The organism is Actinomycetaceae bacterium MB13-C1-2 (genome assembly GCA_035621235.1).
Classification (GTDB): Bacteria; Actinomycetota; Actinomycetes; order Actinomycetales; family Actinomycetaceae; genus Scrofimicrobium.
This window is the reverse complement of record CP141731.1, coordinates 2,234,641-2,257,731: the sequence shown is the minus strand read 5'-3', so window position 1 is coordinate 2,257,731 and position 23,091 is coordinate 2,234,641. Positions and strand designations below refer to the sequence as shown.

At 56.7% G+C, this 23,091-nt stretch carries 21 protein-coding genes; 19 read left to right on the top strand and 2 right to left on the bottom strand.

The genetic code is table 11. The features are described 5' to 3' along the window. Positions 1–21 precede the first annotated feature (21 nt). The 16 genes from U6G28_10080 to U6G28_10005 all read left to right on the top strand — a co-directional run bounded on the left by U6G28_10080 (position 22) and on the right by U6G28_10005 (position 18,260). A complete protein-coding gene (locus U6G28_10080) occupies positions 22–1,047 on the top strand; it encodes a phosphotransferase (protein ID WRS29856.1) in 1,026 nt (341 codons plus the stop codon). 1 nt (position 1,048) lies between these two features. Further along, positions 1,049–1,447 (top strand): hypothetical protein, encoded by a 399-nt coding sequence (locus U6G28_10075; GenBank protein WRS29855.1) that lies wholly within the window; start codon positions 1,049–1,051, stop codon positions 1,445–1,447. Positions 1,448–1,591: 144 nt separating this feature from the next. Next, positions 1,592–2,233, top strand: a complete 642-nt coding sequence (locus U6G28_10070; protein ID WRS29854.1) for a hypothetical protein — start codon at positions 1,592–1,594, stop codon at positions 2,231–2,233. Between the two features lie 26 nt (positions 2,234–2,259). Beyond that, positions 2,260–4,221, top strand: a complete 1,962-nt coding sequence (locus tag U6G28_10065) for an HAD-IIA family hydrolase (GenBank protein WRS29853.1) — start codon at positions 2,260–2,262, stop codon at positions 4,219–4,221. 89 nt (positions 4,222–4,310) lie between these two features. Beyond that, positions 4,311–5,150 (top strand): TlyA family RNA methyltransferase, encoded by an 840-nt coding sequence (locus U6G28_10060; GenBank protein WRS29852.1) that lies wholly within the window; start codon positions 4,311–4,313, stop codon positions 5,148–5,150. Positions 5,151–5,198: 48 nt separating this feature from the next. Further along, entirely contained in the window at positions 5,199–6,050 is an 852-nt protein-coding gene (locus U6G28_10055; GenBank protein ID WRS29851.1) for an NAD kinase, read from the top strand. Beyond that, positions 6,043–7,710: an AAA family ATPase gene (locus U6G28_10050; GenBank protein WRS29850.1), complete on the top strand. Its 1,668-nt coding sequence runs from the start codon at positions 6,043–6,045 to the stop codon at positions 7,708–7,710. The genes U6G28_10055 and U6G28_10050 overlap by 8 nt, the downstream gene beginning before the upstream one ends. A 35-nt stretch (positions 7,711–7,745) precedes the next feature. Further along, complete coding sequence (locus U6G28_10045; GenBank protein ID WRS29849.1) at positions 7,746–9,410, top strand: CTP synthase; 1,665 nt, start codon at positions 7,746–7,748, stop codon at positions 9,408–9,410. A gap of 370 nt (positions 9,411–9,780) precedes the next feature. Then, complete coding sequence (locus tag U6G28_10040; protein WRS29848.1) at positions 9,781–10,479, top strand: HTH domain-containing protein; 699 nt, start codon at positions 9,781–9,783, stop codon at positions 10,477–10,479. A gap of 54 nt (positions 10,480–10,533) precedes the next feature. Then, a complete protein-coding gene (gene sufB / locus U6G28_10035) occupies positions 10,534–11,976 on the top strand; it encodes a Fe-S cluster assembly protein SufB (protein ID WRS29847.1) in 1,443 nt (480 codons plus the stop codon). A 1-nt stretch (position 11,977) separates the two neighbouring features. Next, complete coding sequence (sufD, locus tag U6G28_10030) at positions 11,978–13,150, top strand: Fe-S cluster assembly protein SufD (protein WRS29846.1); 1,173 nt, start codon at positions 11,978–11,980, stop codon at positions 13,148–13,150. Positions 13,151–13,163: 13 nt separating this feature from the next. Then, positions 13,164–13,943: a Fe-S cluster assembly ATPase SufC gene (sufC, locus tag U6G28_10025; GenBank protein WRS29845.1), complete on the top strand. Its 780-nt coding sequence runs from the start codon at positions 13,164–13,166 to the stop codon at positions 13,941–13,943. A 27-nt stretch (positions 13,944–13,970) separates the two neighbouring features. Next, a complete protein-coding gene (locus U6G28_10020) occupies positions 13,971–15,251 on the top strand; it encodes a SufS family cysteine desulfurase (GenBank protein WRS29844.1) in 1,281 nt (426 codons plus the stop codon). After that, positions 15,248–15,718, top strand: coding sequence for an SUF system NifU family Fe-S cluster assembly protein (locus tag U6G28_10015; protein ID WRS29843.1), 471 nt, complete (start codon positions 15,248–15,250; stop codon positions 15,716–15,718). Before U6G28_10020 ends, U6G28_10015 begins: the two co-directional genes overlap by 4 nt. Before the next feature lie 11 nt (positions 15,719–15,729). Then, complete coding sequence (locus U6G28_10010; protein WRS29842.1) at positions 15,730–16,158, top strand: metal-sulfur cluster assembly factor; 429 nt, start codon at positions 15,730–15,732, stop codon at positions 16,156–16,158. Positions 16,159–16,172: 14 nt separating this feature from the next. Beyond that, positions 16,173–18,260, top strand: a complete 2,088-nt coding sequence (locus U6G28_10005; GenBank protein ID WRS29841.1) for a prolyl oligopeptidase family serine peptidase — start codon at positions 16,173–16,175, stop codon at positions 18,258–18,260. A 162-nt stretch (positions 18,261–18,422) separates the two neighbouring features. On the opposite strand, the gene tgt is transcribed toward U6G28_10005, so the two are convergent. After that, a complete protein-coding gene (gene tgt, locus U6G28_10000; protein WRS31232.1) occupies positions 18,423–19,727 on the bottom strand; it encodes a tRNA guanosine(34) transglycosylase Tgt in 1,305 nt (434 codons plus the stop codon). A 248-nt stretch (positions 19,728–19,975) separates the two neighbouring features. On the opposite strand from tgt, the gene U6G28_09995 reads away from it, so the two are divergent. The 3 genes from U6G28_09995 to U6G28_09985 are packed head-to-tail and all read left to right on the top strand — an operon-like array spanning position 19,976 to position 21,803. Beyond that, a complete protein-coding gene (locus U6G28_09995) occupies positions 19,976–20,602 on the top strand; it encodes a hypothetical protein (protein ID WRS29840.1) in 627 nt (208 codons plus the stop codon). Next, complete coding sequence (locus tag U6G28_09990) at positions 20,599–21,186, top strand: hypothetical protein (protein WRS29839.1); 588 nt, start codon at positions 20,599–20,601, stop codon at positions 21,184–21,186. Before U6G28_09995 ends, U6G28_09990 begins: the two co-directional genes overlap by 4 nt. Continuing rightward, positions 21,183–21,803, top strand: a complete 621-nt coding sequence (locus tag U6G28_09985; GenBank protein WRS29838.1) for a hypothetical protein — start codon at positions 21,183–21,185, stop codon at positions 21,801–21,803. Before U6G28_09990 ends, U6G28_09985 begins: the two co-directional genes overlap by 4 nt. On the opposite strand, the gene U6G28_09980 is transcribed toward U6G28_09985, so the two are convergent. Next, on the bottom strand, positions 21,800–23,089 hold the full coding sequence (locus U6G28_09980; protein WRS29837.1) for a hypothetical protein: 1,290 nt from the start codon (positions 23,087–23,089) through the stop codon (positions 21,800–21,802). The two genes, U6G28_09985 and U6G28_09980, sit on opposite strands and share 4 nt — an antisense overlap. Between the last annotated feature and the right edge of the window lie 2 nt (positions 23,090–23,091).

Here is a 23,091-nt window from a genome sequence, read left to right as displayed (position 1 = left end):
TTCTGGCGGGAGGGGAAGACCGTGCGGCCTAGTGCAGGTGTGACGCAACCGGCCTTTGCTGAAACCCTGAGGCGTTCGGCAGAAGACGGGCTTCTTGCTGGGTTACCAAGCAACATGGATCTTTCGTCGATTTCGGTGAAACTTGAGGGAACGGGGGAATCATACGCAGTCTGGTCCCTCACTGACGGACAAAGAGCCTACATGCTGCGCATTCCGCTTCGCCCTCTTGATGAGATGCCGCATCCGATGGAGCGGGAGTTCCAGGTCGCGTCCCATATTTCCCCCTCGGTAGGTCCACGGGCTCTTTACTTTGAGCCGGATCCGGGGAATCCTCTAGGTGCTCCGTATATTATTTCTGAGTTCACTCCTGGACGGACGAAGAGGGAGCGGCAATGGGCGGCAGACGACTTTGATGCCCTCGTGCCCGTTATCGTGAGGTTGCACAGCGGCCCTTCCTGGGATCTGGATGGCGGCGACGAGGACGTCAACTTGTTAGAGGGGTTCCGGGCGGCTCGATTATGGTGGCAGAATAACGATCCGCAGACAGCAGATTCTGAGCGTGTCGCGTCGCTTGGTGATCGCGTAGAACGTTTTATTGAGTCGAATGAATGGGCCTGCGAGGGTGCGCATGCGTGTCCAATCCACTCCGACTTATGTGCAACCAACATAGTCTTCGATAACCAGGGTCACCCTCGACTAATCGACTGGGAATGGGCGGAGAACGGAGACCCAGCAAAGGATCTGGCGTACGTTGGGGGAGAGGCCTACTGCGATCCTTGGTATGTTCCGATGAGTCGTGCCGAGGTGAAACGATTTGTGCGAAACTATGCGACCCAGATGCGCCCGGAACTCTCATCGGACGAGGTCGAACGGGAGTATGAGCGGCTTCTGGCGCGCCGAGACTCATGGGAGGCTTGGGAGCGGTACACCATGGGCCTACATTGCCTAAGGCGCGGACGGGAAGAAAACGACGGGTTCTATCTGAATGCAGGGGAACAGATGCACCAGCGACTCCAGGCCCTGCTTGATCGCGATGAGGCGGCATAACGTGGTGGGCAAGATGCTCTCAAGACGAGGAATCGTTGGAAGTGGTCTTGCGGGTTCTTTAGCTCTTCTATATGGAACTTCAGTAGGAGGGAAACGAACGGACGTAGTCGTTCCAGTAACAGACTCTCTCAGCTGCCAGGAAGTGCTGATTCCCATTCGGGTGGTCTATGGCTTGCCAAAGTGGGCGTATCCCCGGGGCGGTGTCTGCGTCGGTCGGACCTTCTTGACGGGTCGCCGACCAACCAAGAAAATTCTCCAGCACGAGGCGCGGCACGTGCTGCAATGGCGAAGGCATGGCCTGACGATGCCGATACGTTACTGGGCCGCAGGAAGTGATCCGTTTACGAATAGGTTCGAGATTGAAGCGGACTTGGATGAGGGCGGATACTGCACGCCCTAAGCATAGGCATGGTCCGTCCGAGTACCATTGAGACATTGACCGATTCAGGTGGGCGGATTTGAGTCCCGACCCGCGGCGCGGTGGAAAGAGGAATAGTGGCAGAGCGAGATTACGGGCGCCAAGGCGGCCAAGGTAAAGACCGGAATGGCGGCAAAGGCAACTACGGCCGGTCTGGATCGGACCGATCTGGAGGTTCTTCAAGGCGCTCTAACGACCGCTACTCTGGAGGGCGTTCTTCCGATGGCGGTCGGCGATCCGGTGAGGGTTCATACTCAAGGGATTCGTCTGGGCGTGGTGAGGGACGGCCTCGTAATGATCGCGGGAACTATTCACGCGACGGAAACAGGGATTCCAGTCGTGGTGGGCGGGATGACCGAAATTCTTACTCCCGCGATGGTGGTCGCCGAGATGACCGTAAGCCGTATTCGAGGGACGGTAGGCGTGACGATCGCGGATCGCAGTCACGAGATGGTAGGCGGGACGAGCGTCGCTCATTCTCTTCTGGCGGTGGGCGGGATGACCGAAATTCTTACTCCCGCGATGGTGGTCGCCGAGATGACCGTAAGCCGTATTCGAGGGACGGTAGGCGTGATGATCGCGGATCTGGCTCGCGGGACGGGCGCAAGTCGTTCTCGCGGGATGATCGTGGACCTCGTCGTGACGACAGAGGTCGGGGTGGTCAATCACGCGATGGGGGACGCGACTTTAAGAAGCGCGACGACAAACCACACACCCGCGAATACAAATCTGCGGATCCGAACGAGCCGATTATTCCCGCTGGCGTAGGAGCGGATCAACTCGATCAAGAAGCGATGAACGCGCTTAGCACCCTTGCGGGCGCCAACCGCGAGATCGTCGCACGTCATCTTGTCATGGCTGGGCAGACGATCGACGTAGACCCTGAACTCGCCTATCAGCACAGCCAAGCTGCCGTGAAGCGTGCCGGCCGTGTCGATGTGGTTCGTGAAGCTGCGGCGCTCACCGCTTATGCCACGCAGAGGTATGAAGAAGCGCTACGCGAGGTCCGCGCTGTTCGCCGGATGCGCGGAGATGAGTCTCTTCGCGCTATCGAAGCCGACAGCGAGCGCGGTCTAGGTCGCCCAGAGAAGGCAATCGAGATCGTGGACGAGGCAGATCTTTCGAAAACGCCGCTCTCCGAGCAGGTGGAGCTAGTGTTGGTCTCTGCCGGGGCGCGTGCCGACCTGGATCAGTTGGACGCGGCGTTGTTGATCTTGGATGAGGCCGTTCACAAGCTTCCAGAGACGGCCGACGCATACATGGTCGGAAGGCTTCATAGTTACCGCGCGGATATTCTTCGATCCCTCGGACGAGACGAGGACGCCGTTGCTGCCGAAGCGCTGGTTCCAGAGCCTGAAGAGACCATCGAGATCCTTGACCTAGAAGAAATCCTCGATGCTGATGTCGACAATGTTCGTACTTCGCTTCGCGGGTCGAAGGGTCCGCTCATCGAGCAGCACGACGGGCTGGTACTTGACCTTGATGGCGTTTGCTTCGAAGGAACCAAATCGATTGATTACGCTGGTGAGTCCCTGACCAAAGCGTCCGAGGAGTACGTTCCTCTTTCATTCGCGACCAATAATGCATCACGCACGCCTGAAGAAGTGGCCGAGAAGCTTCGTGGCTTCGGTATTCCCGCCAAGCCCGAGAACGTCATTACCTCGTCGATGAACCTCATGTACCTGCTCAAAGAGGAACTTGAGCCGGGAGCAAAGGTGTTGGTAGTCGGTTCCGATGCTCTTGTCACCGAAGTGCAGAAGGCCGGTTTCCAACCTGTTTCCGAGAACGAAGACGGAATCGCTGCAGTGGTTCAGGGCTATGGAAAGGATGTCAACTGGGCGCAGCTTTCAGAGGCAGCATATGCGTTGAACGCCGGAGCGCGTTTCTACGCCACCAACCTTGACACCACGCTTCCTACCGAGAGAGGAATGGCCCTTGGCAACGGATCTTTGGTCGCCGCTGTCACTCGTGCAACGGGAAAGCGACCTGCAGCAACCGGCAAACCGCAACCCGAAATTATGGATCGGGCGGCCGGGCTGATTGAGTCTCAGAAGCCTCTCGCTGTTGGTGATCGCCTTGAGACCGATACCGCGGCTGCAATCGCCGCCCGTATGCCCACCATGCACGTACTGACCGGGGTTTCTAGTGCCGAAGACATCATTCGCGCACAGAAGGGGCTACGACCGTCATACCTTGCGCTTGATCTTCGCGGCCTGTTCGAGGAGCATCCCTTTGCAAAGCACCACCGGGACGGAACGTGGACGGCCGGGAACTCCCAGCCGGTCAAACTCACCAGGTGGGGAAGTCCAGTCTTTAGCGACATTGAACTACGCGATGATGGGGACCCTGTCGTTCTGAGCCTGGACAACTATCGGGCGTTTGCGGCCGCCGCATGGGATCAGGTCGATAGTGATCGTCCGGTGCGCGTTCCCAAATTGGTAATCGTGCCCAACGATGATCCAGCGGGAACGGTGGTGGCGCCAAACTTCGTGAAGGACGAGGAAGGAAATGTTCTGAGCGCGGACACCGACTCAGCCGTCGACCGCGAAGAAGTCACGGTGGAAACGGACGAGACCGTAATCGAGACCGATGCAAGCGAGGGCGACGGAGAGGCCATTCCAGAGGAACACGCTGTCGAGATAGAGACGGAGTTCGTCGAGGCCGTTGGATCCGCAACCGTTGGAGCCAACTCCTTAGAAGCCGAATACGAAGAAGACGAGACCACTGATGTTGAGGTTAAGGTCGAAGATGTCTGACGCAGATCAGGTTGAGGATGAGTTGCGGGCCCTGCGTCGCCTAGAGCAAGAACTCAGAGATGAACTGAATGAGCTGCAGGTGAACTGAGATGGCCAGAAGCCGTCTCGACGCTGAACTCGTGAGGCGCGGCCTCGTCCCTTCACGAAACCAGGCACAGCGCCTGGTCGAAGAAGGCCGGGTACTAGTAAACGGTATGCCCGCGGCAAAAGCTGCTTCACAAATCGATCAGGCTGTGCCAATTGAGGTGACAAAACCCGCGGAGAAGAGCGACTACGTTTCGCGTGGGGCCCATAAGCTCCTCGGTGCGTTGGAGGCGTTTCACGGAGAGTTTCCTTCCATTGAAGGAGCGAAATGCCTTGACGCGGGAGCATCGACTGGCGGTTTTACCGACGTTCTCTTGCAAAAGGGCGCGCGCGAGGTTGTGGCGGTGGATGTCGGCTATGGACAGTTGGCGTGGAAACTACGTGAAGATCCGCGGGTAACGGTTCTTGAAAGAGTGAATATTCGTCACCTGACTCCCGAACAGGTCGGAACTCCGCCATCGCTCGTCGTTGCGGATTTATCCTTTATCTCTCTCACCCTAGTTTTACCGAACCTGGTAACGGTCGCACCGGGGGCAACCATGATGCTCATGGTCAAACCACAGTTTGAGGCCGGTAAAGGAAAAGTCGGCGCCGGTGGCGTTGTGCGTGATCCCGAGATTCGTGCACAGACAGTCTTGAAGGTCGCGGACAGAGCCATTGAGCTTGGGCTCAGGGTGATCGGGGTGGCGGCTTCACCTCTTCCTGGCCCCTCCGGAAACGTAGAGTATTTTCTGTTGTTGGCACCGCGTCCGGTGGAAAATGACCAAGCGATCGGCCTTGCAGGGGCGGAACTCGCCGATAGGGTCCGGCGTGCGGTCGCAGAGGGGCCACAGGATGGCCTCTAGTCGTCAGAGCGGCGATCGAACGGCACCGTTGCAGAAGGAGGAACTCAAGTGAGTAAATCAATTCTGTTGGTCAGCCACCGCCATCGAGAAGAGATCAAGGCAGCGGCAGCCCTGACCAGAGCGATTTCCGGCGACCTAGGATTGAGAATCGTTGAGGAAGCTGATCGTGACAGTCCGCCTGATCTCGTATTGGCCCTTGGTGGAGACGGGACGATACTTGGCGCGGCCGAGTTCGCACACGAACTCGATATTCCGCTACTGGGAATCAACTTCGGGCACATGGGATTCTTGGCGGAGACATCTGGGGAAACCCTTCCAGACGTGCTGAGTCAGGTGGCGCGGGCAGACTACTCGGTGGATCCGCGAATGACCTTGAGGGTTGTCGTTCGATGCCCGGGCGGACAGACGACCGAGGACTGGGCACTCAATGAGGCGGTGGTTCTGCACACGGACATGGCGCGCCCAGCCGAGTTTGCGTTCGCGGTGGACCACCAGATTGTTTCGACCTACGCCGCTGACGGGATAATCCTCGCAACGCCGACCGGCTCGACCGCCTATGCCTACTCGGCGGGAGGACCGGTCGTCTGGCCCGACACCGAAGCCATCGTTATGGCACCGCTCGCGGCTCACGGACTTTTTACTCGCCCCCTGGTTGTCAGCCCTCAGTCATTCCTTGAGGTTGGAGTCCTGGCGGTAAACCGTGAGATTCCGAGAGTGTGGTTAGACGGACGCCGCGCCTATGACACACCACCGGGTTCGACGGTTGAGGTAACAAAGGGTGCCAAGCCACTGATGGTTGTCCGTCTTGGAGACACTCCTTTTTCGAAGCGTTTAGTCACAAAGTTCAATCTTCCTGTCTCCGGTTGGCGCGAGAATGGTTTCGAGGCCGCCGTTGATTGAGACACTTCGGATTGGTGGCCTTGCGCTCCTCAAAGATTGCGAGTTGGAGTTTCCGCCAGGACTGACCGTCGTCTCCGGCGAGACAGGCGCCGGAAAGACGGTGTTACTCACTTCGCTCCGGATTCTTTGTGGAGGTCGAGCCGATTCATCAATGGTTAGTCCGGGTGCTCTTCGCACCGAGGTCGATGCGGTTGCAACCCTCGACCGAGATCAGGCAACGGAGCTTGAAGAGGCGGGGTATCTGGTGGATGAGGACCAGGTCACCTTTTCACGAACTGTCCCTCGTGAGGGGCGTTCTCGGGCCGCGATTGCCGGACGTCCGGTTCCGGTAAAGATGCTGACTGATACTGTCGGTCGGACCATTACCATTCATGGCCAATCCGACCAATGGCGACTCAAGGGGTCGGGAGCCCAGCGAACTCTTTTGGATCAGTATGGTGGACCCGAGCACAGGGCGCTCCTAGACGAGTACTTGGCGACATGGGAACGGGTGACATCTGCCCGTGAACGCTTCGAGTCTCTGATCGCAAATCATGACCAACAGCAGGTCGAACTGCAGTACCTTCGCGAACTAGCCACGGCGATTGAAGAGCTTGATCTTGGTACCGATGAGGAGGAGTTGATTGACTCTGCGATCGACCGCCTAACGAATGTCCAAGAGCTTCGTGAGGAAGTCGGACTGGCTGCGTCGCTCTTCGACTCAGACCAGGCAGAGGGATTGGTTGACGCCATTGGCAGAGTCACAGAACTGCTGCGACGCGCCGGCCGTCAGGACGCTTCACTTGAGGCGCTTGAGATCCGTGCCTCCCAGCTGGAAATCGAGGCGGGTTCCCTGGCAGCCGACCTTCGTGACTACGTTGAAGGTCTTTTTGACGACCCCGCGGAGTTGGCTCGTCTGCACGACCGTAGAGCAGTCCTTACCGACCTGATGCGGGGTAGAGCAGCGAGCGTATCAGAGCTCTTAGACTGGGCCGACAACGCAAAACGAAGGATTTTAGAGCTTGAGGACACTTCTTCCGATCCGGAAGCCGCGGCGCGCCAGCTAAAGGTGGACGAAGAGGAACTGAGCGCTCAGGCCCGGCGCTTAAGCGAGTCCAGGAAGACCGCGGCGAAAAGGCTTGAGAACAGAGTCGGGGCCGAGATCGCCGATCTGGGTCTAGGAAACGCCAAGTTCAGGGTTGAGATTGAAACTCAGGAGTTATCTCGCCTCGGTCAGGATCGAGTGACGATGATGCTTCAGGCCCACCCGTCCATGCCGCCCGCGCCGATCTCTCAGGGAGCCTCTGGCGGCGAGCTGTCGCGGATCATGCTGGCTTTGGAAGTTGCCCTGGCCGAGAACGATGGAGGCAAGACGTTTGTCTTCGACGAAATTGATGCTGGCATCGGTGGAACTACCGTGGGTAGCGTCGCGGCGCGTCTGCTAGATCTTTCGAAATCACAACAGGTGATAGTTGTCACCCACCAACCTCAGATTGCTGCGATGGCGGACGCCAACTTCGTTGTGCAAAAGTCGAATGGAATCGCTGAGGTAACTAGGGTCGAGGCGAAGTCACGAACAGATGAGATTGTCCGCATGCTTGGTGGAGAATCCAAAGCCGCTCGTCAACACGCAATTGATCTTGAGTCAAGGGCCGCACTGCGGAGAAATAAGACAGTCTAGGATCCACGCTCGACCACGCGCTAAAATGAGGGTCCATGGTTAATGACAGCGCACAAGCTGCGAACATGGCACAGCCCAAACACATCTTTGTCACCGGTGGCGTGGTATCTTCCCTTGGAAAAGGGCTAACAGCCTCGTCCCTGGGAATGTTGCTTCGGGCACGCGGACTGAAGGTGGTCATGCAAAAGCTTGACCCCTATATAAATGTCGATCCTGGCACCATGAATCCTTTTCAGCACGGAGAGGTATTCGTGACTGAGGACGGTACCGAGACTGACCTGGACATCGGTCACTATGAACGCTTCCTCGATGTTCCCCTGTCCGGCGACGCTAATGCAACTACGGGGCAGATCTACTCGAGTGTTATTGCAAGGGAGCGCAGGGGCGAGTACTTGGGTGACACGGTTCAGGTGATACCACACATCACCAACGAGATCATGAGCCGAATGAGAGCACAAGCAAGCCCGGGTGACGGGTCAACGTCCCCGGACATCATCATTACGGAGATCGGTGGCACCGTAGGCGATATTGAGTCGACCCCTTTCCTTGAAGCAGCTAGGCAAGTTCGTCGAGAACTTGGACGCGACAACTGCCTTTTCGTCCATGTCTCGCTACTTCCTTACCTAAAGTCGGCCGGGGAACTGAAGACAAAACCTACTCAGCACTCGGTCGCCAACCTTCGCTCTCTTGGCATTCAGCCCGACGCTCTGGTCCTTCGCAGTGAAGTTGATGTGCCCGAATCGGTGAAGAAGAAAATTTCACTGATGTGTGATGTCGACATGGATGCCGTCGTGGTTTGCCCCGATGCGCGCAGTTTGTACGAGGTTCCAAAAATCCTCCACAAGGAAGGGCTGGATGCATTCATTGTCCGCAGACTAGATCTTCCGTTTCACGACGTCGATTGGACCACTTGGGATGACCTTTTGGAGCGTGTAAACCATCCGGATCACGAGGTTGAGGTTGCGATAGTCGGAAAGTACATCGATCTTCCCGACGCCTATCTTTCTGTAATCGAGGCACTGCGAGCGGGTGGTTTCGCCAATCGAGCCCGCGTGTCTATCCGGTGGGTCAACTCCGATGCTTGCCTCACATCGGAGGGAGCAGCAAATGAACTCAATGGAGTCGATGCTGTCCTGGTTCCGGGTGGCTTCGGAATCAGGGGAGTAGAGGGCAAATACGGCGCACTCAGATGGGCACGTGAGAACAGGGTTCCCACTCTTGGCATCTGCCTGGGACTACAGGCCATGGTGATCGAGGCGGCTCAGAATCTGGCTGGAATCCCTGAGGCATCCTCGACCGAGTTTGATCCCGATACCCCAGACCCCGTCATCACCACCATGGAGTCGCAGCTCGGGATCGTCGAGGGAGAGGGCGACCTAGGCGGGACGATGAGGCTCGGAGCCTATCCAGCAGAACTTGTTCCCGGATCGATTGTCGCCAAGGCATACGACACTACCTCCGTCTCGGAGCGGCACCGTCACCGGTTCGAAGTGAACCCCGACTATCGTGAGGTTCTAGAGAAGGCGGGACTCAGAGTATCTGGAACTTCGCCCGACGGAATGCTCGTCGAGTTCGTTGAGCTCGATTCGGACCTCCACCCCTACTACGTTGGCACTCAGGCGCACCCGGAGTTCAAGTCGCGTCCAGCCAACCCACACCCGTTGTTCGTGGGTCTAATCAAGGCCGCCATCGCTTCCTAGGCCCTCTCACTCAACAAAACTGTGCGACGTTTTGAGTAGGGAGGGCGAGTAGTAGATCCGCCGACACTTGGCGACTGCCTGGCCGAGGTCCCCTGCGGTCGCCCGCCGGGGTTACCGTCCAGCTCTGTTGAGGAATGAAGGGCGACGGTGGGCGGTGACTGACCGAAGACGACATCAGCGAAGCAGTGGTCGAGGCAGCACCGGTCGGCGGCGCCCGCCGCAACGAGAGCGGTCGAACTGATGGTCGCCGACACCGAAGTGCACAATCCCGCAGTTTTTCACAACCGCACTGTTTCCAAAATCAGCTACACTTGTAAACGCGTTATAGGACTTAGGTCTACAGGATTCGATTTGCGAGTTTGGGGGTGCCATGACGGATTTAGTTGAGCAGGGTACCCGGCAGCAAGTCCTCGACCTCATTATCGAAAAGGGTCCAATAACTGCGACCACTATTTCGCACATTCTATCTTTGACCACGGCCGCCGTCAGGCGTCACATCACCTCCCTTGAAAAGGGCGGAGAAATCATCGAGCACGAGGTTCCGGTTATCGGATCACGCGGGCGCGGCAGGCCGGCGAGACACTATGTCGCTACGGACTCAGGCAGAGGACGACTCGAAGATTCGCATTCGGACCTGGCGGTGAAAGCTCTCTACTACCTAGAAAAGGTCGGAGGGAAAGAAGCCGTTGAAGGTTTCGCGGCCTCGCGTTCGAGGGAACTCGAGCGAAGGTACGCCCCGGTCGTGCGGTCGGCGGGACACGACCCTCGTCTTCGTGCTCAGGCACTGGCCGACGCTCTCACCGATGACGGGTATGCCGCAACGATTCGTCCCGTTGGCGATGGAAATTTTGCGATTCAACTCTGTCAGGGCCACTGCCCGATTGAGAAGGTGGCGCACGGATATCCGCAACTTTGTGAAGCTGAGCTAGTTGCGTTTTCAAAGCTTCTGGGCGTTCACGTTCAGCGGCTTGCGACTTTGGCTCAGGGTGAGCACGTCTGTACAACCCACATTCCAGTGGGGATGGCGACGGTCCATCCGGGAACACGCTCGGTCTTCATGCGCCGATAGGTGGCAGAGGGCCGAGAGCAGGACTGAATAAGAAGTAGAAAAAGAAGGAAATCAATGACGCAGACAACGCAGGCCCCTCCTGTGACGCCAATGACCGATGACGAGATCATCGATTCCATTGGCGCATATGGCTATGGCTGGCATGACCGCGACGACTACTCCAAGGGAGTGCCCAAGGGCATCAATGAGGACATCGTTCGGTATATCTCTGAAACGAAGGAAGAGCCCGAATGGATGCTTGAGCGGCGCCTGAAGGCCTTCAACTTCTTTGAGCGCAAGCCCACGCCAACCTGGGGTCCAGACCTGTCCGGCATCGACTACGACGACTTCAAGTACTACGTTCGTCCGACCGACCGCCAGGTTAACGACTGGAACGATCTGCCAGAGGAAATCAAAAACACTTACGACCGGCTTGGAATTCCAGAAGCGGAGAAGAAGCGACTGGTGGCTGGGGTTGCGGCGCAGTATGAGTCCGAGGTGGTCTACCAGCAGATTCAGGAGGATCTGGAACGTCAGGGAGTCATTTTCCTCGACACCGACAGTGGTCTACGCGAATACCCGGAGCTGTTCGAGAAGTACTTCGGCAAGTCAGTTCCTGCGGGTGACAACAAGTTTGCCGCACTTAACACCGCCTGCTGGTCCGGTGGGTCGTTTATTTATGTTCCGCCGGGGGTCCACGTCGAGATCCCGCTTCAGGCCTATTTCCGGATCAACACGGAAGCTATGGGCCAGTTCGAGCGAACACTGATCATCGCTGACGAGGGATCGTACGTTCACTACGTCGAGGGCTGTACTGCCCCCATCTATGATTCGAATTCGCTTCACGCTGCAGTCGTCGAAATCTTTGTGCTCAAGGACGCTCGTGTTCGCTACACAACCATTCAAAACTGGTCGAACAACGTTCTGAACCTGGTTACCCAGCGCGCCATCGTTGAAGAGGGCGGCACCATGGAGTGGATCGATGGAAACATGGGTTCCGCGATCACCATGAAGTACCCGGCCTGCTACCTGATGGGTGAAAACGCCAAGGGGGAGACGCTTTCGATCGGGTTTGCGGGTCGCGGACAGCACCAGGATACGGGGGCAAAGATGGTGCACATGGCTCCTCGTACCTCATCCTCGATCGTTGCGAAGTCGGTGTCCCGTTCCGGGGGGCGTACCTCGTACCGTGGTCTAGTTGAGGTTCACTCACGCGCAACCAAGTCGAAGTCGAACGTTCTTTGCGACGCTCTGTTGGTTGACAAGATCTCCCGTACCGATACGTACCCCTACGTGGATGTTCGGACTGAAGACGTTGTGATGGGCCATGAGGCCACCGTCTCTAAGGTGAACGAGGACCAACTGTTCTACCTAATGAGTCGCGGTTTGGATGAAAACGAAGCGATGGCGACGATTGTTCGTGGTTTCGTTGAGCCAATCGCCAAGGAACTCCCGATGGAGTATGCCCTTGAGCTCAACCGCCTGATTGAACTGCAGATGGAAGGATCCGTCGGCTGATATGGCCACTAAAACCACTGGAAAAGTTAACGAACCGTCAAAGGCCACCAGGGCTGACCGTCCCGTCTCGTTTAGTCTTGAAGACTTCCCCATGCCCGTGGGGCGTGAGGAAGACTGGCGCTTCACCCCGATGCGGCGCGTCAAGCCACTTCTCGAAGAGCAGACCGAGTATCTGGCACCGAAGGTGGAGGTACAGGGGCCCGAGGGTGTTCTAGTCGAAAATGTCGCCATGGACGACTCGCGAGTCGGCATCGTACTGGCTCCGGGAGATCGTCCTGCTGCGCTCGCCTGGAATAAGACCAAAGAGGCTGTGGTCATCACGGTGCCAGCCGACATTGAGCTGACTGAGCCGGTAATGGTTCACGTAACAGCTCCGCGAGCGGCCTCCGCCGGACACATTGTGGTTCGAACCGAAAGGCATGCCAAGGCGACAGTCGTACTAATTCACGATGGTCCGGCCATTCTCAACCAGACGGTCGAGGTTCGTGCTGACGACGGATCGACACTTAACTTCGTCGCGGTTCACAACTGGGATCGCGATGCGCTTCATGCGTCAGCGCATCGAGTCAGCGTGGGCCGCGACGCCAATCTGACGCACATGATCGTCACCCTGGGTGGGGACTTGGTTCGCATCACCATCGACTCCGAACTCAAAGAGCAGGGCGGCAACCTGAACCTCAACGGTCTCTATTTTGTTGACCCGGGCCAAAATCTAGAACATCGGGTCTTCATCCACCACACTGCTCCCAACTGTTACTCGCGTTCTGCCTACAAGGGAGCTTTACAGGGCAAGGACGCGCATGCCGTCTGGATCGGTGACTGCCTCATCGGGCGGGATGCGGACAACACCGACACCTACGAGTTGAATCGGAACCTGATTCTTACAGAGGGCGCCAAGGCTGACTCAGTTCCTAACCTAGAGATCGAGAACGGCGAGATCGAGGGGGCAGGTCACGCTTCCGCTACAGGTCGCTTTGACGATGATCAGTTGTTCTACCTAATGAGCCGTGGCGTTTCGGCAGTCGATGCCAGACGCCTTGTTGTACGCGGATTCTTCGCTGAACTCGTCAACCAGATCGGCATCGCTGATCTGCAAGATTCACTGATGGAAGAAATCGACCATCGTCTACGCGAATACAACGAACGCCTCGCTGAACAAGTAACAGCCAACTAACCTCACACACGCGATGAACGAAGACAAGAAAGAAAACAAGATGTCGGAAACACTGGCCATTAAGGATCTCCACGTTGAGGTCATGACTCCTGAGGGTGCAAAGGAGATTCTCAAGGGAGTTGACTTGACGATTGGCTCCGGTGAGATTCACGCGATTATGGGACCAAATGGGTCTGGTAAGTCGACGTTGGCCTATGCCCTTGCCGGTCATCCTGCCTACGAGGTGACAGGCGGCGAGGCTCTGCTAAACGGTGAAAACATCCTTGAGATGTCGGTTGATGAGCGGGCCAAAAAAGGGTTGTTCCTGGCCATGCAGTACCCGGTAGAAGTCGCGGGGGTGTCGGTTTCGAACCTGCTACGGACCGCGAAGACCGCCATTGACGGGGAAGCTCCTCCTATCCGCCACTGGATCAAGGACGTGGATAAGGCAATGCAGAATCTCCGCATGCCCTCAGACTTCGCAGACCGCGATGTCAATGTCGGGTTCTCTGGGGGTGAGAAGAAACGCCTAGAAATCCTGCAAATGGAACTTCTGGAACCAAAGTTTGCAGTACTTGATGAGACTGACTCGGGTCTTGACGTTGACGCTCTGCGCATTGTTTCTGAGGGCGTCAACCGTGCTCACAAGAAGGACAATATGGGGATTATGCTGATCACCCACTACACCCGCATCTTGCGCTACATCAAGCCAAACTTCGTCCACGTCTTCGTAAATGGGCGCGTTGCAGAAGAGGGTGGGCCAGAGCTTGCGGACGTTCTTGAGGAGAACGGATACGACAGCTACCTGCAGTAGACAGACGCATTCCTGATAGGACTCAACATGGATGATGGGCGTGACTTCTCCGCCGGGGAGCTAGCGGCGATCCGACGTGACTTCCCCGCGCTTGAGCGGATCGGTCGGGGCGGTCACCCAATCATCTATTTAGATTCTTCCGCTACCGCGCAAAAGCCAATGTGCGTACTTGAGTCGGAGGTTGACTTCTATACGAGCTCCAACGGGGCTGTTCACCGAAACACTCACCTTCTTGGCGACGAAGCAACCGCGGCGTTCGAAGACGCGCGGACAAAGGTAGCCGGTTTCGTCGGAGGTAAGTCTGAGGAAATTGTCTGGACCAAGAACGCGACCGAAGCACTGAATCTAGTTGCGGCCTCAATCGGTAATGCGTCCCAGAATCAACCTGGTAGCGAGATGGCGATTTCGCCTGGCGACAAGATCGTTGTCACTCGCGCAGAGCACCATTCGAACCTAGTTCCCTGGCAGCAACTTGCTGCTAGAACCGGGGCCAAGCTCGACTGGCTCGACCTGACTCCCGAAGGCCGGATCGACCTCAGTACTCTGGAACGAATCACCGAGGACACTCGGGTGGTTGCATTCACGCACGCCTCGAACGTCACCGGGGCGGTCTCTCCAGTGGAACAGGTTGTCGAAAAGGCAAGGTCAGTTGGCGCGTTGGTGGTTCTTGACACCTGTCAATCGGCAGCGCATGTGCCGGTTGACGTTTCAAATCTGGGTGTTGACTTCGCAGTTTTCTCCTCGCACAAAATGCTTGGGCCAACTGGAGTAGGCGCACTGTGGGGAAAGGCGGATTTGCTAGAGAAACTACCACCATTTCTCACTGGAGGCTCAGTCGTCGCGGACGTGACGATGGAAAGTACGCGCTTTCTGCCCCCGCCCGCGAAGTTCGAAGCCGGATCGCAACCGGTAGCACAAGCCGTGGGATGGGCGGTAGCACTGGACTATCTTTCCGAGCTTGGCATGGATCGAGTCGAAGCACACGAGAACCGAATCACTGAGTACCTACTAGACGGAATTACGAACCTTGAGGGAGTACGCCTCCTTGGTCCATCCGACCGAGCGGAGCGGACAGGCGCGGTGTCATTTGTCGTTGAAGGAGTTCACCCACACGATGTTGGCCAAGTGCTTGACTCATATGACGTCGCTGTTCGCGTGGGACACCACTGCGCGATTCCACTTCACAGATTCTTTGGTGTGAAATCATCTTCTAGGGCATCAGTTTCGCTGACGACAACTACTGAGGAGATCGACGCATTTCTTGACGCCCTGGTAAAGGTTCAGGAGTACTTTGGAGGTCCTAAGTGAGCAGCCTAGACGCGCTCTACCAGCAACTCATCATTGATCACTCTCGTAAAAGGAGTGGCAGCGGAGATGTGAGTGGCTTCGAGTTCACCTCGTATCAGGTCAATCCTACCTGTGGCGACGAGGTTACTCTGGGGGTTCGCCTGGACAAAGCCGGTAATCCGGTTGAGATCGCCTGGGATGGTGATGGTTGCTCGATTTCGCAGGCGGCGCTGTCGCTATTGAGTGAGACGCTTGACGGCGCTGACCTAGAAGCGGTTAGACGCGACTTTGCCAACATGGAGCAAATGATGCACTCACGCGGCTCAGGAACACCCGACGAGATACTGGATGAGCTTGGCGACAATGCCGCGTTCGAGGGAACCTCAAAGTTTCCCAACCGAATAAAATGCGCTCTCCTTGGTTGGTACGCGTTACGCGACGCCATGGCCAAGGCGGGTATCGACATCACAGACAAGACACAAGACTAGGAGGGGCGGATATGAGCGATCAAGACGGGATGGCTGGAAACCCGATGGCGACACCGGAGCCTCCACCGCAACTGTTCGGCGAAATAAAGCCGGAATCTGATTTCGGGCGTGTTGACGTCATTGAGCTTGGCAACGTCGGGGGCGAGGAAGTCATCGAGGCACTGAAAGACGTCATCGATCCAGAGTTGGGGATTAACATCGTTGACTTGGGCCTGCTATACGGTGTTGCGATTGCCCCGGACAACTCAATCACGCTGAACATGACGCTGACATCCGCCGCTTGTCCCCTAACTGACGTTATCGAACGACAGGCACAGATGGTGCTTGGCCCGTTTTCTGAGAACGTTACGGTGAACTGGGTTTGGCTTCCGCCATGGGGTCCGGAGTGCATCACCCCGGACGGTCGAGCGCAACTAAGGGCCATCGGCTTCAACGTGTGACGTATCCTGGGTTGGTGAGCGAAACACTATTCTCAGATCCAGCGTCCTTTGTCCGTGCCCCTCGTCTGAGCGGGCTATCTGCCTCCCGCGACGGTCGGGTCATTGTTACTCGGCGAACCATTAGTGAGGAGCAAAACGCATTCCTCGACCAGTTGTTCGAGGTCACGGAAGACTCGGCGCGTCAACTGACTTTTGGGACCAAGTCGGCAGCGCTCCTCGCAATTGGTAAACGAGGCGAAATCTACTTCAGCCGCAATGACCCGGGTGCAGAGTCGAAGGGTGACGCGATTTGGATGCTTCCGCCCTCAGGAGAAGCACGTGAGATCTTCCGTTACAGGGGCGGCATAGAATCCGTTTCGGCCACCGAGTCAAACCTCCTAGTAACTCTTTCGGTTCTGCCGTCGGCCTGGTCTGATGGAGCGTCGGTAGAGCAAGCTCTCGCCAGATCGGCCGAGCTGAACAAGAAGCGTGAAGATGCCAAGGTAAGTGGGGTTCTCTACGCCCGCTATCCCACTAGATCTTGGGATCACGACGAGGCGGCGGGGGAGTGCCACCTGTTCATTTCGCCCCTACCTGAGTTGTCTGCGCCTACAGGCATTGATCCTCCTAAGAAGGCCGATACCGATAAGAAGAACGAGGATCACGCCGCGAAGTTACCCGCCAGTGAACTCAAACTGACCGAGGTGGCGTTGCCCCCGAGGCCGGACGGTGTCAGCGATTGGGACTTGGATCAAGTTCTGGCTTCAGACGACGGATCGATCGCGATGATCACCATGAGACGCCGAACCGAGATCGATCCGGTAACAGAGGTCTACCTACTAGATCTGCTTTCTGATGACGAACCCAAACTACTCTTTGGAGCACCGGACGCCGACATCTCAGGCGAGTTGATTTATCCGGACGCAAATGCGGGAATCCTCGGACACTATCTGCCACCACTGCCAGGCCAAACGGTGGATATAGAACTACAAAAGATCGACTTCAAGTCTGGAGAGATCGTTCTGCTTGCCCGCAGTGAGTGTAACTCGATGGCCGTGGGAGCCGGGAACGTTCTTTATCTTGCGAACGATAGAGGTGGCCGGGGCGGAGTCTTCAGTGTTTCCTCGCCTGAGGAACTCAGACTCGTCACGCCCGACGATGAGTACTCATACTCCAGTATTGCCTGGGCAAAAGACAAACTGGTCGCCCTGCGATCAAGCATCGCAGAACCGGCTACCGTAGTCTTCATCGACCCGGCTTCTGGAACGGTTACCGAAGGCCCACAGCTTACCCCCGAACTTGAGCTGCCCGGTGAACTGACCGAGGTAGAGGCGGTAGCTACGGATGGAACGCCTCTTCGTGCGTGGCTCGCAGTTCCGGACGGCGAGGGCCCTCATCCGCTGGTCGTCTTCGCGCACGGTGGCCCATGGGGATCCTGGAACGACTGGACTTGGCGCTGGAACCCGTGGGTATTTGTCGCTCGCGGATACGCGGTACTGCTTCCAGACCCGGGTATCTCAACCGGATACGGTCAAGAGATGACCAGTCGTGGACACGACTCGATCGGCGATGAACCCTTCACTGATATCATGGCGCTAACTGACGCGACCATAGATCGCGACGATATCGATGAGAGTCGGCAGCTTTTTGCCGGGGGCTCATATGGGGGTTACATGGCTAACTGGGTCGCGGGTCATACAGGTAGTCGCTTCAAGGGCATCGTCACTCACGCCTCACTGTGGAACATCGAATCAATGGCAAGGACCACCGACAACGGTTCCTGGTACCGCTGGATGATGGCGCCGATTCCAGCAGGACCCAGACAGGGACCGGCGCAAGCGGAGCTTTGGTCACCGCATCGTTTTGCTCAGGACATCAAAGTTCCGATGCTGGTCATCCACGGAGACCAGGACTACCGTGTGCCGATTGGCCAGGGCCTGGAGTTGTGGATGGACTTGCAACGTACCAGCCCCGAACTTGCTCACCAATTCCTCTACTTCCCGGACGAGGGACACTGGATTCTAAAGCCTGGCAACGCGCAGGTTTGGTATGAAACTTTCTTGGCATTCCTCGACCAGCACTCAGAAGACAGGGATTTCGTACGTCCCGAATTACTCGGATAGGCCCCCCGCTTCCGGTAGCTTCAAACTGTTTGAAGCTACCGGAAGCGGGACTATTTTCCCGGTTTATGCGTGCGCCCTACGCACAAACGGCAGAATGGTCCGGTTTGCGGCAACATTGCGCAGAAATCCTCCGTTTGCGAAGAGAAACGGGGAGAGTCGGGATCACTGGGGGAAGACGGCCAGCTTTCCGCTTCCGTAGTATCGGCGCAGGGTCTCGTTCCTGAATGCCTCGAAGCCACCATCCGACACTGACTGCCTTATTGCATCGACCAGGCGCACTGTAAACCACTCATTGTGGATGGTTGCGAGGGTGGCCGCCAGAATTTCTTTTGCCTTAAACAGGTGCCTAACGTAAGCCTTCGTGAAGTGGGCGCAAGTGTAACAACCACAACCTTCAGCCAGGGGGGTGAAGTCCCTCGCGAAGCGAGAGTTAGTAATGTTGTAGCGGCCAGTGGGGGTGTAGATAGCGCCGTTTCGTGCCACCCGTGATGGATTGACACAATCAAAGGTGTCGATACCTGCATCAACCGCCACGAACAGGTCGTATGGTTCAGAAATCCCCAACAGATGACGACCCTTGTCGGAGGGAAGTTCGGCCGTGACCCACGAGACTATTTCTCCGAGTTGCTCTTTACGCAGTGCACCACCGATGCCAAACCCATCGAAGCTTTGTCCTTCTTCTTCCATGTCTGCCAGTGCTCGCGCGGCCGAAACGCGAAGGTCATGGTAGTCGGCTCCCTGCACCACTCCCCACAACTGCTGGTACGGCTTGCCGGCGCGCTCTTCGGTTTGTCGCTTGTGCTCACTCAAACACCGTCGGGCCCATGCTTCGGTGCGGATAAGTGATTCCTCCTGATAGGGGCGAGGATGCGACAGTGAAGTCAACTCGTCAAACGCAAACATTATGTCTGCACCGAGCTGATGCTGAATCCGGATTGATACTTCCGGGGTAAATCGGTGTTTCGCGCCGTCGATGTGACTCCGGAAAACGACGCCGTCGTCGTCGACCACTGCCCTCGAGGCCTTTATCGCCCTGGCCGAGAGTTTCGCCGGGATTGGTTGATCAGGGTCGGCTGCGAACTCTTCGCTCAGGACCTTCTTGAAACCGGCGCCCATCGACAGGACTTGAAATCCACCCGAGTCGGTGTAGGTCGGTCCGGGCCAGTGCATGAATGACCCGACTCCTCCGGCCTCGTCCACGATGTCCGAGCCAGGTTGAAGGTATAGATGATACGCATTCGCAAGGGTCGCCTGTGCCCCAAGCCCGACCAACATCTCGGGAAGAATGCCCTTAACGTCGGCTTTGGTACCAACCGGAATAAAGGCCGGGGTCTGGATCTCGCCGTGAGAAGTGTGAATGGTGCCAACACGAGCCAGGCCTCGCCCCTCTTCGCTGCGAAATGTTTCGGTGAAGCCACGATCCGGACGTTTGTGTCCCTTCTTTCCCACAACGCGGGCGGATGAGATTTCGGAGGGGCCAGCAGGCCGCTCTTTGTCAGCAGATGGTGGGAAGGCCGAAAGGGTAGTGAGTGGTCCCGAAAAAGAGATGGGAGGCTGAGAGATCCAGTCAGTCAAAATTCACCTATCGCAGTAGTTATCAACAGTGACTTTACTGCGAAGGAGGACAGATCAGAGAATAGACTGCCCGGAGTCCGGGTAGCGGCTTTCCGTACCATTGGCATGTGACCGGTGAACCCTCGAATCAGACTTCGCGATTGAAGCGCGCTAAGGAGGGCTACAAACTCGTTTCGGATATCTTTACTCCGAGCCGTATTGCCCTACTCGCAGTCGTGCTTCTGATCGGAATAGTCGGCCTGTTTGGTGGATGGGATGTGGTCGGTGAAGAAGCTGGTGCGCCCCGCGGCGACCTTGAAGAGGCCGCAGAGGTGAAGCCATTCAAGGTGCTGCCGGAAACCGCGCGCTACTTCGACGAAATAGAGCGGGTACTTCCCAAAGAAGAGGGGTATCGGTACATCGCACTGATGGTGAATGTCGAAAATACTAGTGACAGCTTCATTGCAAGCAATGTACTTACCGGCAGCGTGACCATAGACATTGACGGACTCAAGCAGTTTGAGGCTCCGGACGGATCGTTTCCTGTGAGTCCGCAGGTGATACGTGTGGATGACGCGCTTAATCAACGAGCATTTCAGCCCGGACTACCAGTGCGAGTAATTCTGGTGTGGCAGCAGGAATCCGGGGTCGAACCGTCTTCCGAGCTAGCGGTGACTTTCTCCGCCAACACCTGGCGTCGATCGACACTGGATGAACAAATGGCCTGGTTGGACCCTGAGCCTGCAGTCCAATACGTTTTGCCCCTTTCTAAGGCGGTGGACGAGTGAAAAACACAGGTAAGACCGTCCTAACGGTCGTCACAGTGTTTGCGCTTCTTTACGTCGGTTCATTTCTCACGAAGTGGATCCCCGATGCTACCGAAATACTCTCGGATCGTTCATTCACCCGTGAAGCCGTAGTCGGTGAGACAGTAGAGATGCGAACTGGCGATGTCACCGTTACTGGAGTGCAGGCGACGCAACAGGTGGAGATATATGGTCAGGTAGCCACCACGGACCAGACGTGGCTGGTGATTGATGTGCAGTGGACCCCGCACGGTGAGTCGGGCATAATCGGCGGGTCTTTTCCGGTGATTAGAAGTAAAGACGGGCGAACGTTCGGTGGTATGCAGACACTAACAGCGAACTGTGGCCCCACTCCGCCAGGCCTCACTGTATGGTGCCAGATGCCTTTCGAGATACCGACCGATGCGCTAGAGGGCTCCAAGATACTGATTCCTGCCGGTGGCCAGGTGTTCACAAGCGACGATGTCGCACAGATAGACCTGCAGATTGACGCGGCCACGGCCAGTCAGCTCACGAGCTCTCAAGAGCGGATTCTGCTCCAGGACTCCACTTCGGTGATCCCATGACCTGGCTAAAGCAAAACCGTATTTGGCTGATCCTGATTGTTCCCTTGTTTCTTATAGCTGTGCTTGCTTCGTCCTTCCGCTTGGTGACTTTGTACCTTCCGTGGCAGTGGTCTGATCCGGTTACCGCTGGGGGATCTAAGGGACAACTCGAGCAGACTTTCGTTGATGTTGACGGGGTAAAGAGGCACCGCTCAGTAGCCGTAGAAGTGGCTTTGATTCAGGAGAGAGCTGAGTTCGAGGGTGTGGCCCCGGTGGATGGAGCGGCGATGTGGCAGGTGGTGCTCGAGTTCACCGCTGAGCCAGACCAGTACCTCTACGGATGTGAGGTTGAGCTTATTGATGATCGAGAAAATCGATACAGCTACGCGGGCGGATTGCAGGCATCCGAACCAGGTGGCTTCTACCTGACTCCCTACCTGCTTGCTTGCGTCCCCGAAGACGCTCCGGGGCCTCGTGCCGCGATCCTTGGTGAACAGATCGATGAGGTTGGTGCAGAGCGGCCTTCGTCCTGGCAACAGACAGTGTTAATCGCCATGCCTCAGGACGTGTTGCCAACCAGTGTTCGAGTCGGCTGGTCGAAACCCGTTTATTTGGTCCTGGATGTGCCCAACAGCTAGCTGAGGGCAGCGGGCTGTTCTTCAACCTCGACTGTAATATCGGTTTCTTTTCGTTGTGCGAGCACAATAGTGCTTACCGCAGCCGCCAGAAGACACAAGACGACAACGAAATAGACTCCACGTTCAACCATAATTACGTAGGGTTCCAGGGCATAGAGTCGATCCGGCGAACTCGGACCGATCAGCAATCTTGCTCCAAGAGCAACGACCGACTGAAGACCCGATGCGAGAAGGAATGTCAGGCAGAACAGAATCATCGGCACCACGCCCGCTGCCGCGATCTTGAGAACAGCCTTGAAAGCGCTCTGTATTGGGGTCACAACTGGCTCTATGACGTGAGCAACGCCCCGTCGAACGGGGTTGGGAATGCGGCCAATTTGTTTGCTGACTTGCTCATGACCTGGAACTTTGAGCTCTGCTGACTGCAGTTGATATCCGTACACAGCGGCGCCGGTGGCAAGCCAAGCCACCGGAACTACAACGACTGCGCCCAAGCTTCCGATTGTTGAACCAACGGCATCCAGAACGGTCGAGATCGAATCGCTCCACTCGTGAACAGCCACTAGAACAGAATCGACCCACGACATGAGATCGGCAACGAATCTCCTCGAGGTAACCCAGTCTTGGACGATTGAGATATGCGAGGTAAGTGCTTGAGCAAGGGTAATGATCCAGAGGACCTCAAGATACGCGGCGAAGCCAGCCCATACAAGCCTGTCCTGAGCCAGGTTTTTGACTGAAATGATTTTGCGTAGGACCAGCGCGACCACGATGAACAGGATGATGGTCCACCCTGGTGCGTAGTCGGCTCGGCCGAAGTTGATCTGTTCCGGTGCGGTATTCAGCCACTCATCGGTTGCTGAATCCACTAGAAAAACCGACACGTCCTGCGACAGTAGTCCCGCCGAGGCATACACGGCCAAGAAAGGGATCATCACCTGTCCCGCTACGGTAAAGTCTTCCGTCCAACGTTCGGTTGGAGTCTGGTGCTCGACCAGTCCCGAGAACGCTGGGAGCGTTGGAGTCATTACCCGGAGCATAAGAATGAACGAAAGTAACATGCTCATGGGTGCCAGAGGTAGTACCAACACCGCTACGGTCGGACTCCAATCCGAGACGATAATTGAGATCCACAGGAAACCCATTCGCCCGATCCAGCCGATGAGGAACAGACATATGAGCGCAGGCCAGTGCCTCAAAAAGACTCGGATGGCACCATGAATAAAGCGCCCATAAGTTCGCCCCCAGTCCTCGAGGATTCCCTGGGGATTCTGCTTCTCGCTCACTC

Excerpts from the sequence above, each read along its gene's own strand:
- U6G28_10070 (WRS29854.1), top strand. The coding sequence starts at position 1,592 with ATGGCGGCAAAGGCAACTACGGCCGGTCTGGATCGGACCGATCTGGAG.
- U6G28_10065 (WRS29853.1), top strand. The coding sequence starts at position 2,260 with ATGAACGCGCTTAGCACCCTTGCGGGCGCCAACCGCGAGATCGTCGCA.
- U6G28_10060 (WRS29852.1), top strand. The coding sequence starts at position 4,311 with ATGGCCAGAAGCCGTCTCGACGCTGAACTCGTGAGGCGCGGCCTCGTC.
- U6G28_10045 (WRS29849.1), top strand. The coding sequence starts at position 7,746 with ATGGTTAATGACAGCGCACAAGCTGCGAACATGGCACAGCCCAAACAC.
- U6G28_10040 (WRS29848.1), top strand. The coding sequence starts at position 9,781 with ATGACGGATTTAGTTGAGCAGGGTACCCGGCAGCAAGTCCTCGACCTC.
- sufB (WRS29847.1), top strand. The coding sequence starts at position 10,534 with ATGACGCAGACAACGCAGGCCCCTCCTGTGACGCCAATGACCGATGAC.
- sufD (WRS29846.1), top strand. The coding sequence starts at position 11,978 with ATGGCCACTAAAACCACTGGAAAAGTTAACGAACCGTCAAAGGCCACC.
- sufC (WRS29845.1), top strand. The coding sequence starts at position 13,164 with ATGAACGAAGACAAGAAAGAAAACAAGATGTCGGAAACACTGGCCATT.
- U6G28_10020 (WRS29844.1), top strand. The coding sequence starts at position 13,971 with ATGGATGATGGGCGTGACTTCTCCGCCGGGGAGCTAGCGGCGATCCGA.
- U6G28_10010 (WRS29842.1), top strand. The coding sequence starts at position 15,730 with ATGAGCGATCAAGACGGGATGGCTGGAAACCCGATGGCGACACCGGAG.
- U6G28_09985 (WRS29838.1), top strand. The coding sequence starts at position 21,183 with ATGACCTGGCTAAAGCAAAACCGTATTTGGCTGATCCTGATTGTTCCC.